Genomic DNA, 14,200 nt, shown 5'->3' on the forward strand with positions numbered 1-14,200 from the left:
AACGGATTATTTGTATCTGGATTGAAATGTACGTGGCTGATAACTTTCGCGCTTTCCAAGGACTCTGTATCCAGAACGAGAAAGATCATGCACACGTTTGGCAATCGCCGTGATATCGACGGATTACGAGCTCTGGCGGTTATTCCGGTCGTACTGTTTCATTTCGGATTCAGTACATTCAGTGGCGGCTTTGTCGGGGTTGACGTTTTTTTCGTCATTTCCGGCTTCCTGATCACAACGATCCTGTTCCGCGAAATCAGCTCTCAGCGCTTCAGCTTCATTGATTTCTGGGCACGCCGTGCCCGTCGCATCATTCCTGCCCTGAGTGTGGTCATGCTGGTGACGCTGGCATTTGGCTGGTTGCTGCTGACGGCCAAGGACTTCGCCGAACTCGGGCGAACAGTGCGCTATCAGTCGCTTTTCATCTCCAACATTCTGTTCATGCGAGAGGACGGCTACTTTCAGCCAGCCTCGGATCTGAAGCCGCTGCTGCACACCTGGTCGCTGGCGGTAGAAGAACAGTACTACATCTTCTTTCCGCTGTTGATGGCGGTGCTGATCCGCTATTTCCGCCATTGGCGCTGGATGCTGTTCGCCGTGTTGCTGGTATCGTTCGGCTTGAACATCGCCAACATCGGACACAAGCCGGAATTCACCTTCTTCTCGCTGCCTACCCGGGCCTGGGAGTTGCTCTGCGGCGCGATGCTCGCGGTCATGCCGGCGCCGAAACAGGCGGTGCGTCCCTGGTTGTATCAGGCTGTGGGGCTGGCCGGTCTGGTGGCAGTACTGGTTGCGGTGTTCACTTTTGACAAGTCCACCGTGTTTCCGGGTTGGGCAGCCTTGTTGCCGGTACTGGGGACGACGGCGTTGATCTGGTCGGGCGCGCAAGGTGCGAGCCTCACCGGGCGGCTCTTGAGTCTGCGGCCGTTGGTCTGGGTCGGCTTGCTTTCGTATTCGCTCTATCTTTGGCATTGGCCTGTGTTTGTCTATGCCAACGCGATTTCCATCGATGGCATTCAGCCTGTTGAAGCAATCGGCTGGATAGCCTTGGCGCTGGGTCTGGCCTGGCTGAGTCTGCGCTATATCGAGCTGCCGTTTCGCGAAAAACGCTTGCTCGCCTCGCGTAATGCAGTGCTGGCAGGCAGTCTGGCGGCCATCGTTGCACTTGTGGCGACGGGGTCAGCGATCCGTTCCGCCGGTGGCGTCCCTCAACGTCTGACCGGTAAAGCGCTGGAGTATGCACAGTCCCGTGAGTGGCATGCGGGGCAGATGAAATGCATGTTGGTGACTCAGGATAAAGAGCTGGACAAGGCCTGTCTGGTGGGTGGCAGTGGGGATGTTCCGGCCACGCAATTGTTCTGGGGCGACAGCCACGCCGCCGCCTTGCTGCCGGCTATCGAGAATAATGCCCGTCGCGAGGGGCGTCCGGTTTGGCTGTACAGCATGAGCGCGTGCCCGCCGATTCTCAGCGACGACCCGCGTCAGCGCTGCAAGGATTTCAACGAACGGACCATGGAACGCGTGCGCAGTCTCGGCATCAAGGATGTGGTGCTGGCGTCCAACTGGAGCCTTTACGTGTATGGCCGCGAAGACGGCGACAAGAAGGTGCTGCTCAATTCGCAAGACGATACCGTCCAGGCCGAGCAACGCATGGCCGCAGCGCTGAAAGCGCGAGTTGCCGCATTGAGAGCGACGGGGGCGCAAGTCTGGCTGTTCAAGGAGGTGCCGCTGCAACGCAAAGGCATCGTCAACCGCTTGACCAGCCTGGCGCGGATCGGAAGGTCAGCCGAAGGGCTGGGTCGTCCGCTTGAGGAACATCTGGCGCGCCAGCATTTCCTCAGCAGCCTGTTCGACTCAATGAGCGCCGCTGATCCGGGTGTGCACGTGATCGATCCAACGCCGCTGATGTGCGCCAACGGCGTCTGCAGCATCGAGGTCAACGGTCATTCGCAGTACAAGGATGAGGATCATCTTTCGGACGCGGGGAGCTCCCGGCTGAGCCCGCTGTTTGCGCCTCTGCTGCTGGGTACGAGCCACAATTGAGCGAGGCCTGACGCTGACGGGCTGCTGTTTGCCCGTCAGAGCAGGTAGGATGTACGCCTATTTTGAGGGTGCCATCGTCAATGAAATTCAAGGATCTTCGGGATTTCGTGCAGCAGCTTGAGCAGCGCGGAGAGTTGAAACGCATCCAGATTCCCGTCTCGCCGGTGCTGGAGATGACCGAGGTGTGCGACCGCACGCTGCGGGCCAAGGGCCCGGCGCTGCTGTTCGAGAAACCGACCGGCCATGACATTCCGGTGCTCGGCAACCTGTTCGGCACTCCCGAGCGGGTCGCGATGGGCATGGGCGCCGAGTCGGTCAGCGAGCTGCGCGAAATCGGCAAGCTACTGGCGTTCCTCAAGGAGCCGGAGCCGCCGAAGGGCTTGAAGGATGCGTGGTCGAAGCTGCCGATCTTCCGCAAGATCATTGCGATGGCGCCGAAAGTCGTCAAAGACGCGCCGTGCCAGGAAGTGGTCATCGAAGGCGACGACGTCGATCTGGCGATGTTACCGGTGCAGACCTGCTGGCCGGGCGACGTGGCACCGCTGATTACCTGGGGCCTGACCGTCACCAAGGGCCCGAACAAGGATCGGCAGAACCTCGGCATCTACCGTCAGCAAGTGATCGGCCGCAACAAGGTCATCATGCGCTGGCTCAGCCACCGGGGTGGCGCGCTGGATTTCCGCGAGTGGTGCGAGAAGCATCCGGGTCAGCCGTTCCCGGTGTCCGTGGCCCTCGGTGCGGATCCTGCGACCATTCTCGGCGCGGTCACCCCGGTGCCGGACAGCCTCTCCGAATACGCCTTCGCCGGTCTGCTGCGCGACAGCCGCACAGAACTGGTGAAGTGCCGTGGCAACGACCTGCAAGTGCCGGCCACCGCTGAAATCATCCTCGAAGGCGTGATCCATCCGGGCGAAATGGCCGATGAAGGCCCGTACGGCGACCACACCGGTTACTACAACGAAGTCGACAGCTTCCCGGTGTTCACCGTCGAGCGCATCACCCACCGGATCAAACCGATCTACCACAGCACCTACACCGGCCGTCCGCCGGATGAGCCGGCGATTCTCGGCGTGGCGTTGAACGAAGTGTTCGTGCCGATCCTGCAGAAGCAGTTCCCGGAGATCACCGACTTCTACCTGCCGCCGGAAGGCTGCTCGTACCGCATGGCCGTGGTGACGATGAAGAAGGCGTATCCGGGCCATGCCAAGCGCGTGATGCTGGGTGTCTGGTCGTTTTTGCGACAGTTCATGTACACCAAGTTCGTTATCGTCACCGACGACGACATCAACGCGCGTGACTGGAACGACGTGATCTGGGCCATCACCACGCGCATGGACCCCAAGCGCGACACGGTGATGATCGACAACACGCCGATCGACTACCTCGACTTTGCCTCGCCAGTGTCGGGGCTCGGCTCGAAGATGGGCCTGGATGCCACCCACAAGTGGCCGGGCGAAACCACTCGCGAGTGGGGCCGCGTCATCGTCAAGGATGATGCCGTCACCCAACGGATCGATGCCATCTGGAATCAGTTAGGAATAGATTGATGCGTGTAACCCTGCAGCCCTCCGGAGCGGTGCTCGAGATACGGCCCGGAGAGCGGATTCTCGATGGTGCGCGGCGCCTGGGCTATGAATGCCCGCAGAGCTGCCGCAACGGCAATTGCCATGTGTGTGCGGCGCTGCTGGTGGAAGGCCGGGTCGAACAGGCCGGCAAGGTGCACGACCACGGTGAGTTCTACACTTGCATAGCGGAGCCGCTGGAAGACTGCATCGTGCTGTGGGATGGCGTGCTCGCGCTGGGAGAACTGCCCGTGCGCAGTGTGTCGTGTCAGGTCATCGAATGCCGGGACGTCGGTGGCGATACCTTTCGTGTGCGCCTGCGGGCACCGGCCGGCAAGCCGCCGCGCTATCACGCCGGTCAGTACCTGATGATCGAGCGCGAGAACGGCGAGAAGTCGGCGTTCTCCATGGCCTCGGCGCCCCACGGCGGGCGCGATCTGGAAATCCATGTGCTGGCGCGCGAATCCAGTGCGCTGAACCTGATCGATCAGCTCAGGCGCAACCCGATGGTGCGGGTCGAACTGCCGTTCGGCGACACCCATCTGGCGGAATTGCCGGACGGGCCGCTGGTGCTGATCGCCGCCGGCACCGGCATGGGTCAGATCCACAGCCTGATCGAACATTGCCGGGCCAACGGCTTCAAACAGCCGGTGCACTTGTACTGGGGCGTGCGTCGCCCGGAAGACTTCTACGAAATCGAACATTGGGACGAATGGCTGAAGTTGCCCAACCTGTTCCTGCACAAGGTCGTCAGTGATCAATGCGGTTGGGAAGGGCGCTGCGGCATGTTGCATGAGGCGGTGTGTGAGGATTTTCCCGATCTGAAACCGCTGCACGTCTACGCCAGCGGCTCGCCGGCCATGGTCTACGGCACGCTGGATGCGCTGGTGGAAGCGGGGATGGATGCCCATCAGATGCGTGCGGATGTGTTCGCTTACGCGCCCCGTTCCTGAATTCTTTATAACTCTCTATATAGCCGATCGGTATTTATGTAATTGCATAAATGCCGGTAGGTTATATATCAATCAGGCAATAAATTAAGAACTGTGCCATGGCACTCCAATTGCTTTAAAACATATGTGCCTTATTGTTACAGCGGTGCGTTCTATTAAGTAATTCTTCACCCGCGGGGAGCTGAACGCTATTCGCCATGAGCGCCATTGAGAACGCTTTTCTGAACCTGGCTTACCCTCCGCGGCTCGATCTCGGGCCGCAGCTGACGCACGAACAACTTCTCGCTTCCATGCAATCGACCATGGCGCGCCACAAGGGCGGGCCGGTGTGGCTGTTCGCCTACGGATCGCTGATCTGGCGGCCGGAATGCACCGCCGTCGAGCGTGTGCGCGGTCGAGTGCATGGCTACCATCGTGGCTTGTACCTGTGGTCCCACGAGCATCGCGGCACGCCGGAAATGCCGGGTCTGGTCTTTGGTCTGGACCGGGGCGGTTCGTGCAGCGGCTTCGCCTACCGGTTGCCGGAAGACAACCTGGACAGCGCGCTGTATGCGTTGTGGAAGCGCGAGATGCCGTTCCCGTCCTATCGCCCACACTGGCTCAACTGCCGACTCGAAGATGGCAGCCAGGTTCAGGCCTTGGGATTCGTATTGGAGCGACACCTGCCCAGCTATGCCGGCAACTTGCCGGATCATGTGCTGAGCCAGGTGTTCGAAAGCGCTTGCGGGCGTTACGGCACGACTCGCGATTATGTCGAGCAGACCGCTCACGCCCTGCGCAGCCACGCCATGCCAGACCGGAATCTGGAGGCGCGGCTCAAGCGCTGCAGGTCAAAGGCCGATCAGGCGACTGCTTCGCGGGTCTGACTGGCGACTTGCTTGTGCCACAGGGTCGGGGCCAGGAAGGCCATCGACAGCAGGCAAGCGCCCACCAGCAACACGAAACCGCCATCCCAGCCGAAATGGTCCACGGTGTAGCCCATCGCTGCACTGGCCGCGACCGAACCACCCAGATACCCGAACAGACCGGTGAAGCCCGCAGCAGTACCGGCGGCTTTCTTTGGTGCCAGCTCCAGCGCCTGCAGGCCGATCAGCATTACCGGGCCGTAGATCAGGAAGCCGATGGAGAACAGCGCGATCATGTCGATGGTCGGGTTGCCGGCCGGGTTCAGCCAGTAAACCAGGGTCGCCACGGTCACCAGCGCCATGAACACCATGCCGGTCAGGCCACGGTTGCCACGGAAGATCTTGTCTGACATCCAGCCGCACAGCAGCGTGCCTGGAATCCCCGCCCATTCGTAGAAGAAATAGGCCCACGAGGTTTTATCTACAGTGAAACCCTTGGCTTCCTTCAGGTAGGTCGGCGCCCAGTCCAGTACACCGTAGCGCAGCAGGTAAACGAAGACGTTGGCCATGGCGATGTACCAGAGCATTTTGTTGCGCAGCACGTATTTGACGAAGATTTCCTTGGCGCTGAATTCGTCTTCGTGGCTGGCGTCGTAGCCTTCCGGATAGTCGTTCTTGTACTTCTCGATCGGCGGCAGGCCAACCGATTGCGGGGTGTCGCGCATGGTCACGAACGCGAACACCGCTACCGCCAGAGCAACAGCGGCCGGAACGTAGAACGCTGCGTGCCAGTCGTTGAACAGGCCCATGCCGACCAGGAACAGCGGGCCGATCAGGCCGCCCCCGACGTTATGCGCCACGTTCCACACCGACACCACGCCGCCACGTTCCTTCTGCGACCACCAGTGCACCATCGTGCGTCCGCTCGGCGGCCAGCCCATGCCCTGGGCCCAACCGTTGATGAACAGCAGGATGAACATCATGGTCACGCTGGACGTTGCCCAAGGCGCGAAACCGAAAATGAACATGACCCCGGCCGATACCAGCAGGCCGAAGGGCAGGAAGTAACGCGGGTTGGAGCGGTCGGAGACCAGGCCCATGAGGAACTTGGACAAGCCATACGCAATGGCGATCGCCGACATCGCCAGGCCCAGATCGCCACGGCTGTAGCCTTCGTCGATCAGGTACGGCATGGCCAGCGAGAAGTTCTTGCGCAGCAGGTAGTAACCCGCGTAGCCAAAGAAGATGCCGGCGAAGATCTGCCAACGCAGGCGTCGGTAGGTGCTGTCGATTTTTTCTTCAGGCAATGGAGCCTGATGTGCGGCAGGACGAAAGAAAGCAAACATTCAAGAGCTCCAGATTTCTTGTTTTGACTGCGGATGCGAATGTTACAGTTTCGTTACCGAAAATAGCACCGCTTCCCATCGACAAAACAGTGGAAATGTTGGAAGTCGCACGTTCCTTTATGAACATGTCGCTCAGATATAAGTGAGGGGCGCTGTGGGAAAGGTTACTTCGGCGGCTTCCTGCAGGGTTTCAGCGAGACGTAGGGCAAGTTTTGAGGAAATCTCCTGCTTGCAACGCAGAAGCGGCGACGTTCTATTTTGGAGGGGCGCGCCTTAACCTTTTCGCAGATGCCTGATCGGGCATTCGGGTCGCGAGGGGAGGAATCATGCGCTGGTGTACGTTGTTGGTTTTGCTGTTGGTGGCGGGCAGTACCTGGGCGGCCGAGGTATTTTTGATTCCGGAACATCATCCGAAACCAATCTACCCTCCGGGGCTGCAACGGGCCGGGTTTACCGGAGGCGTCAAAGTAAGCTTTACCGTCAGTGCAGACGGAGCGGTGAGTAAGGTCGGCATTTTGAAAAGCGATCATGCCGAACTGTCCGATGCGGTCAAAAAAGCGCTGGCGCAATGGCGCTTTAAACCGTGGACTGTTGAAGGAGAACGCCCGCCAGAGCAGGAAATAATCGCCCCGATGACGTTCGGATTCGACTCTCCCGACGGTGTCAATCTGTGGCTGAAGGATCTCAAATGCCGCGAGTTCAACAGTTTGCTGGCGCACTATCCAAGACATGCCTGGGTGGATGCTGCACCGTTTCATTATGTGCGCGGTTATCTGGCAAATACGTTTTTCCAGGGACAGATCCCGATGGAGCAACGCCTGGCCATGGTTGCCAAAATGAACAAGCGTGTTCCCAGCATTGTGACGCGCTGCCAAAAGAGTCCAGGCCTTAAATACGTCACCCTTCTGCCGGAAGACATTCGCAAGGTTTTATGAGAACAGTGCATGCCTGTCTGGTCAGGTACATGACCAGACAGCTTTTTCCGTTTAGCGCACGCTGACGACAACCTTGCCCACAGCCTTGCGCTGCCCGAGATCATTGATCGCCTGCGCGGCATTGCCCAGCGGGTAGACCTGCGACACCAGCGGCTTGAGCTTGCCCTCGGCAAACCAGCCGAACAGTTGCTGGAAGTTTGCGGCGTTGTCCTGCGGCTGGCGCTGGGCGAAGGAACCCCAGAACACGCCGAGTACCGCCGCGCCCTTGAGCAGGGCGAGGTTGACCGGCAGTTCGGGAATGCGTCCGCTGGCGAAGCCGACGACCAGCAGGCGGCCGTTCCAGGCGATGGCGCGGATAGCCTGGTCGAACAGGTCGCCGCCGACCGGGTCGTAGATCACGTCGGCGCCCTGGCCGTCGGTCAGGCGTTTGATCTCGTCCTTGAGGCTGGTTTCGCTGTAGTTGATCAGTTCGTCAGCACCGGCAGCCTTGGCGACGGCGAGTTTTTCCGCGCTGCTGGCGGCGGCAATCACCCGGGCGCCCATGGCTTTGCCGATTTCCACGGCGGCGAGACCAACGCCGCCGGAGGCACCGAGTACCAGCAGGGTTTCACCCGGTTGCAGGTTGCCGCGCTGTTTGAGGGCGTGCATCGACGTGCCGTAGGTCATGCTGAACGCGGCGGCAGTGTTGAAATCCATCGACGGCGGGATCGGCAGCACGTTGTAGCCCGGCACTGCGACCTGCTCGGCAAAGCTGCCCCAGCCCGTCAGGGCCATGACCCGGTCGCCGACCTTCAGGTGACTGACCTTTTCACCCACTTGGCTGACCACGCCGGAGGCTTCCCCACCCGGGGAGAACGGGAAGGGCGGCTTGAACTGGTACTTGCCCTCGATGATCAGCGTGTCCGGGAAGTTGACCCCGGCGGCGTGCACGTCCAGCAGGATTTCGTTCTTCTTGGCGACAGGACTGGCGACGTCTTCCAGCACCAGCGATTCGGCAGGGCCGAAGGCTTTGCACAGCACGGCTTTCATCAGGGCTATTCCTTTGGGAGTGATGGCCGATAAGTGTAGGTGTGGCAGTCAACGGGTCAACGAGCATGCCCGGCCCTGATAGTCCGCCATAAGCTTGTGCTTGCGCGGCGGGTCGTTATGCTAGGCCGCAAACCGGATAAGGAGCGAATTGTGAAAGCGTGGATCATGTTGTTGCTGGCCCTGTCTCTGCCTGTGGCAGCGCTGGCCGAAGAAGCCAAAGAGGGCGAGGCGCCGAAGGTCAACTACATCACCCTGAGCCCGCCGTTCGTGGGCAACTACGGGCTGGATGGCACGCCGAAGCTGAAGGTCTACAAGGCCGACGTGGCACTGCGGGTGACCGGCGAAGAGGCGACCAAACTGGTCAAGGCCAACGAGCCGCTGATTCGCAATCAACTGGTGGCGCTGTTCACTCAGCAAACCACCGAAGCGATGGGCAGCATCGAAGGCAAGGAAAAACTGCGTCAGGAAGCCTTGAAGCAGACCCAGCAAGTGATGAATGACGAGACCGGCAAGCCGGTGGTCGAGGATCTGTTGTTCAACAACCTGATCATTCAGTAAATGTTGTCGCGGTTGTTCAGGACGCCAGGCTCTTGCGAAACCGTGCCAGGGCGATGAAAAAGAACAGCAAACCGATGACGACCAGCGCCAGCAAGTCAGGCCACACCACGCTCAGCCCGGCGTCGCGGAACAGGATCGCGGTGCCGAGGCTGACGAAGTGGGTGGACGGTGACCCTTGCATGACCCATTGCAACCACTGCGGCATGCTGTCCAGTGGTGTACTGCCGCCGGACAACAGCAACATCGGGATAATCACCGGGATGGCCAGCAGGCCGAACTGCGGTGTCGAACGCGCCAGCGTTGCCAGAAATATGCCCAGCGCGGTGCTGGCGAACAGATAAACGGCCGTAACCAGCAAGAACAGGCTCAATGAGCCGGATAAAGGTACGCCCAACGCACCTTTGACAATCACTTCCAGGGACAGCCAGGTGCATAGCACCACCACCAGCAGATTGCTCCAGACTTTCGCCAGCATGATTTCCAGTGCGGTCAGCGGCAGCACCAGCAAATGATCCAGTGTGCCGTGTTCGCGCTCGCGCAGGAGCGCGGTGCCGGTCAGAACAATCGCCAGAATAGTGATGTTGTTGACGATCTGAATCACGGCCAGAAACCAACCGCCCTCAAGATTGGTATTGAACAGGGCTCGAGTCGTCAGTTGCACCGCAGACCCGGTCTGCACATCACCCTGGCCTGAGTAAGCCAATAACTCACGTTGAAATATCCGGCTGATGTAGCCGGCGCCCATGAACGCCTGACTCATGGCGGTGGCGTCGACGTTGACCTGCAGGGCTGGCTGGCGACCCGCGAGCAGGTCTGTCTGAAAACTGGCGGGGATGTTGATGACGAATGTGTATCGGCCGCTATCCATGACTTCATCCAGTTGCTCGTAGGGCAGCGGTACCGGCGTCTGGAATTCCGGAGGTTGCAGCGCTTCGGCCAATTGGCGCGAAAGGGCGCCGTGATCCTCGTCGACAATCGCCACGCTGGCGTTATGCACGCCGATCACCGAACCGGCGGCTGGCATATAGATGGCCACGGTGAAGGCATAGAACAGGAACAGCAGTAGTACGCTGTCATGGCGCAGGCTCGTCAGCTCCTTGAGGCCCAATCGCAGGATATGTGCGAGCTTGTGCATCAGGCCTCCTGCTTTTTCAGCATGATCAGGCTCAAACCGGTGAACCCGATAAAAAAGCCGCCCAGCGCCAGGCATTGTGGCCAGAGCTGGCGCAGGTCCAGAGCTTTGGTGAACGTTCCTACGGCGATGTCGAGGAAGTGACCGGCCGGAAACAGCACGCCCATCACGGCGGCGGCCCCTTCCAGCGAAGAACGCGGCACGATCAGACCCGAGAACTGAATGGTCGGCAGGCTGGTGATGATCATGGTGCCGAGGATCGCCGCAATCTGTGTTCGGGTGAACGCTGAAATCAGCAGGCCCATGCTGGTGGTGGCCAGTACATACAAAAGCCCGCCGAACGCAAGGGTCGGCAGGCTGCCCTTGAAGGGCACGCCGAACAACCAGCGATTCATGGCCGTGAGCACGGCGAGGTTGACCAGGCTGACCAGCAGATAAGGCATTTGTTTGCCCAGGAGGAATTCGAGGCGGGTCAGGGGCGTGGCGTAGAAGTTGGTGATTGAGCCCAGCTCTTTCTCGCGCACGATGCCGAGCGCCGTCAGCATCGCCGGAATGAAGGCCAGAATCAGCGCCATCACGCCGGGACCGATGGCATTGACGCTGACCACATCCTGGTTATAGCGAAAGCGGGTCTGCAGCGTGGCCGGGGCTGACAGGGTCAAGGCCGGGCTGCTTTGTTCGGCAAGTTGCTCAAGATTGACCAGATGAACGGCCTCGACGTAGTTGCGACTGGTCTCGGCGCGAAAGGGCATGCCGCCATCCAGCCACGCCGCGACCTCCGGCCGATGCCCGGCGTACAGGTCGCGGCCGAAGCCGGGCGGGATCTCCAGCGCCAGTTTGATTTCCGAACGTTGCAGCCGACGGTGCAGAGCCTGTGGATCTTCGATGGGCGGCTGTTCGGCGAAATAGCGGGAGCCGCGAAAGGCCTCCAGATAGGCGCGGCTTTGTGGCGTTTGATCCTGGTCATACACGGCAAAGGCCAGGTTCTCCACATCCAGGGAAATCCCGAAGCCAAAAATCACCATCATGAAAATCGCACCCAGCAGTGCAAACGCCATGCGCACTTTGTCGCGGACCAGCTCTTTGCCTTCGCGGCGAGCCACTGCCGTCAGACGACCGAAACTGAAAACCCGTTCCTTGACGGAACCGGCCGGCGCTTTCGGGGCCGGTGACGGCTCGGGGGGCGGGGCGGTTTCGGCGTCGCCCTGAGCCTGTTCAAGGCAGCTCACGAACGCTGCCTCCAGGGACTTGCCGCCAAACTGTTGTTGCAGTGCCGTCGGCGTGTCACAGGCCAGCACTTTGCCCGCGTGCATCAGCGAAATGCGGTCGCAACGCTGAGCTTCGTTCATGAAATGGGTGGAGAGGAAAATGGTCACGCCTTGATCACGGGACAGCTCGATCAACAGGCGCCAGAAATCGTCTCGCGCCGCGGGATCAACTCCGGAGGTCGGCTCATCCAGAATCAGCACTTCCGGGCCGTGCAAGACCGCCACCGCCAGTGACAGGCGCTGGCGTATTCCCAGCGGCAAGGCCCCGGACGATTGATTGGCGACACCGTGCAGATCGAAGCGTTGAATCAGCGCGTCGATGCGCTGGGCGCTCTCGGTTTTCGGCAAGTCGAACAGGCGTGCGTGCAGTTCAAGGTTCTGCCGGACGCTGAGTTCGCCATACAGCGAAAAGCTCTGAGACATGAATCCGACCCGTTTGCGCGTGGCCAGATCCTTCGCATCCACCGGATTGCCCAGCAGCGTTGCGCTACCTTCGCTGGCAGGCATCAGTCCGGTCAGGACTTTCATTGTGGTGGTCTTGCCGCAGCCATTGGAGCCAAGGAAACCGAAAATCTCGCCTCGCCCGATGGCGAAGCTGACGTGATCCACGGCCGTAAAGTCGCCGAAACGCAACGTCAGGTCATGAGCTTCGATGGCAATATCGGCGTTGCCGGTGCGAGGCGGGATCTGCAGTGGTTGAGTGGTGTGACGGCTGTCACCCTGGAAATGAGTAAAGGCGTCATCCAGCTTGCCGCTGGGCGTTACAGCGGCCAGTTCGCGGCTCAAACCGGTGGCGATCATCCGCCCGCCGTCGAGCATCAGGCAATGCTCGAACTGCTCTGCTTCCTCCATGTAGGCCGTGGCGACCAGCAGGGTCAGCTGCGGTCGTTGGCGTCGAACATCGTCGATCAACTCCCAGAACTTGCGGCGTGAAAGCGGATCGACGCCGGTGGTCGGCTCGTCGAGGATCAGCAGATCCGGTTCGTGGATCAGTGCGCAACACAGTCCGAGTTTCTGTTTCATGCCGCCGGAAAGTTTGCCGGCTGGTCGATCGGCGAACCTCAGCAGATCGGTCGCGAGCAACAGGTTGTGCAGGCGCTGGGCGCTTTCGTCTGCAGAGAGGCCGAACAAGGTGGCGAAAAAATGCACGTTCTCGCGGATCGACAGTTCCGGGTACAGGTTGCCGCCCAATCCTTGCGGCATGAAAGCGATGCGCGCGTACAGCGTGTTGCGGTGGCTGCGATCCTGGATCGGACCGCCAAGCACTTCCAGTTGCCCTTGCTGAAGGGTTTTCACGCCCGCAATCAGCCCCAACAGACTGGATTTGCCTGCGCCGTCAGGGCCGATCAAGCCGCAGCGGGTACCGGTCGGCAGGTCGAACGCAATGCCATTCAGGGCTTGCCGCTCGCCATAGCGGTGAGTGATGGCGTTCGCGTGAACCGCGACGCTGTTCATTGCAGATTGGCCGGCCAGTCGATCGGCGCGGTGCGCACATAGCCTGCGCCGGGCATGCCGGGCTTGGCCTGGGGGACGTCGCCAGGTCGGGTCAGGCGCAGCTTGACGCGAAAGACCAGTTTTTGTCGCTCGTCGCGGGTTTCGACCTCTTTGGGTGTGAATTGTGATTTGGCCGCCACGAAACTGACTTTCGCCGGCAAGGCCTGATCGGGCAGGGCGTCGAGCAGGATCCGCGCTTCATCGCCGACCGCCAGACGCCCGGCGACGGAAGCCGGCAAGTAAAGATTCATGTATTGGTCGCCGGGATCGATCAGCAGCAGGACTCGGCCGCCGGCACCCAGCACTTCGCCGGGTTCGGCCATGCGCAACTGGATCAGCCCGTCGATCGGCGCGCGCAGACGGCTGTCATCGATCTCGCTGGCCAGTTGCGCAACCTGGGCCTGGGCTGCACCGATGGCCGCGCTGACTGCAGCGACCTGCGCCCGGGCAGCAGTCACAGCAGCGTTAGCGGTGCCGATCCTTGATTGCAATTGATCGATGACCTGCGCGCTGACAAAACCGTGCTTGAACAACGACTGCGAGCGGCCAAGTTCTTGCTGGGCCAGCAGTTGCTCGCTCAGGCGCAGCTGCACGTTGGCCTGGGCGGCGGCGAGGTTCTCGCGGGCGCGGATAACCTCGGCTTCGGCCTGATTACGCTGGGCCTCGAGGGTTCGGGTGTCCATTCGCGCAAGCAGTTGCCCTTTGCTGACCTTGTCGCCTTCGTCGACCAAGACCTCGGCGAGACGTCCCGGGGTCTTGCTGGCGATCTGCACTTGCGTTGCCTCAAGTCGCCCGTTTGCGCTGTGGAGCCCCTCGGGAAGGCGGTTGCTCATGGACTTCCAGTAACCGAAGCCTCCGGCCGCCATCAACAACAGAATGAGGGCGCCGGCGTATATCAGAGAGGAGCGTCGATGCGTTGACATGAGGGCATCCTGCGTCTTGGGCGTTCAGTCTGACGGGTTAAGCGATGGCATCGCTTGATGTCGGTCAAATGTCGGCGAAGCAGCAGCGCTGAGTCATGTCAGCCGCAAGGGC

General features: G+C 60.6%; 11 protein-coding genes. 6 read left to right on the forward strand and 5 right to left on the reverse strand.

From position 1 onward, the window contains the following. The first annotated feature begins 87 nt into the window (after positions 1 to 87). The 4 genes from CAF73_RS07385 (at position 88) to CAF73_RS07400 (ending at position 5,424) form a co-directional block, all read left to right on the forward strand. Complete coding sequence (locus CAF73_RS07385) at positions 88 to 2,043, forward strand: acyltransferase family protein (RefSeq protein ID WP_085702349.1); 1,956 nt, start codon at positions 88 to 90, stop codon at positions 2,041 to 2,043. An 80-nt stretch (positions 2,044 to 2,123) separates the two neighbouring features. After that, the gene (ubiD, locus tag CAF73_RS07390) at positions 2,124 to 3,590 is read left to right on the forward strand and encodes a 4-hydroxy-3-polyprenylbenzoate decarboxylase (protein ID WP_085696891.1); all 1,467 of its coding nucleotides are present in this window, start codon (positions 2,124 to 2,126) and stop codon (positions 3,588 to 3,590) included. Beyond that, positions 3,590 to 4,558 (forward strand): CDP-6-deoxy-delta-3,4-glucoseen reductase, encoded by a 969-nt coding sequence (locus tag CAF73_RS07395; RefSeq protein ID WP_085702350.1) that lies wholly within the window; start codon positions 3,590 to 3,592, stop codon positions 4,556 to 4,558. Before ubiD ends, CAF73_RS07395 begins: the two co-directional genes overlap by 1 nt. 197 nt (positions 4,559 to 4,755) lie before the next feature. Then, positions 4,756 to 5,424 (forward strand): gamma-glutamylcyclotransferase, encoded by a 669-nt coding sequence (locus tag CAF73_RS07400; RefSeq protein WP_085696893.1) that lies wholly within the window; start codon positions 4,756 to 4,758, stop codon positions 5,422 to 5,424. Here the strand turns inward: CAF73_RS07400 and glpT are convergent. After that, positions 5,400 to 6,749: a glycerol-3-phosphate transporter gene (gene glpT, locus CAF73_RS07405; RefSeq protein ID WP_085696894.1), complete on the reverse strand. Its 1,350-nt coding sequence runs from the start codon at positions 6,747 to 6,749 to the stop codon at positions 5,400 to 5,402. The two genes, CAF73_RS07400 and glpT, sit on opposite strands and share 25 nt — an antisense overlap. A gap of 326 nt (positions 6,750 to 7,075) precedes the next feature. Here glpT and CAF73_RS07410 point away from each other — a divergent pair, with 326 nt between their 5' ends. Continuing rightward, the gene (locus tag CAF73_RS07410; RefSeq protein ID WP_085702351.1) at positions 7,076 to 7,684 is read left to right on the forward strand and encodes an energy transducer TonB; all 609 of its coding nucleotides are present in this window, start codon (positions 7,076 to 7,078) and stop codon (positions 7,682 to 7,684) included. A 51-nt stretch (positions 7,685 to 7,735) separates the two neighbouring features. Here the strand turns inward: CAF73_RS07410 and CAF73_RS07415 are convergent, their stop codons facing one another. Beyond that, positions 7,736 to 8,713, reverse strand: coding sequence for an NADPH:quinone oxidoreductase family protein (locus tag CAF73_RS07415; RefSeq protein WP_085696896.1), 978 nt, complete (start codon positions 8,711 to 8,713; stop codon positions 7,736 to 7,738). 150 nt (positions 8,714 to 8,863) lie between these two features. Between CAF73_RS07415 and CAF73_RS07420 the strand changes: the two genes are divergently transcribed. Continuing rightward, entirely contained in the window at positions 8,864 to 9,271 is a 408-nt protein-coding gene (locus CAF73_RS07420) for a flagellar basal body-associated protein FliL (protein WP_027610485.1), read from the forward strand. Between the two features lie 16 nt (positions 9,272 to 9,287). Here CAF73_RS07420 and CAF73_RS07425 read toward each other — a convergent pair whose 3' ends face one another. Genes CAF73_RS07425 through CAF73_RS07435 form a run of 3 tightly spaced genes read right to left on the reverse strand, consistent with a single transcriptional unit; the run spans position 9,288 to position 14,088 of the window. Beyond that, positions 9,288 to 10,406, reverse strand: coding sequence for an ABC transporter permease (locus CAF73_RS07425; RefSeq protein WP_085702352.1), 1,119 nt, complete (start codon positions 10,404 to 10,406; stop codon positions 9,288 to 9,290). Continuing rightward, complete coding sequence (gene rbbA / locus CAF73_RS07430) at positions 10,406 to 13,126, reverse strand: ribosome-associated ATPase/putative transporter RbbA (protein WP_085702353.1); 2,721 nt, start codon at positions 13,124 to 13,126, stop codon at positions 10,406 to 10,408. The genes CAF73_RS07425 and rbbA overlap by 1 nt, the downstream gene beginning before the upstream one ends. Beyond that, positions 13,123 to 14,088, reverse strand: coding sequence for an HlyD family secretion protein (locus CAF73_RS07435; RefSeq protein WP_085702354.1), 966 nt, complete (start codon positions 14,086 to 14,088; stop codon positions 13,123 to 13,125). Before CAF73_RS07435 ends, rbbA begins: the two co-directional genes overlap by 4 nt. Positions 14,089 to 14,200: the final 112 nt, after the last annotated feature.

The sequence above is a fragment of the Pseudomonas sp. B15(2017) genome, assembly GCF_002113215.1.
Lineage (GTDB): Bacteria > Pseudomonadota > Gammaproteobacteria > Pseudomonadales > Pseudomonadaceae > Aquipseudomonas.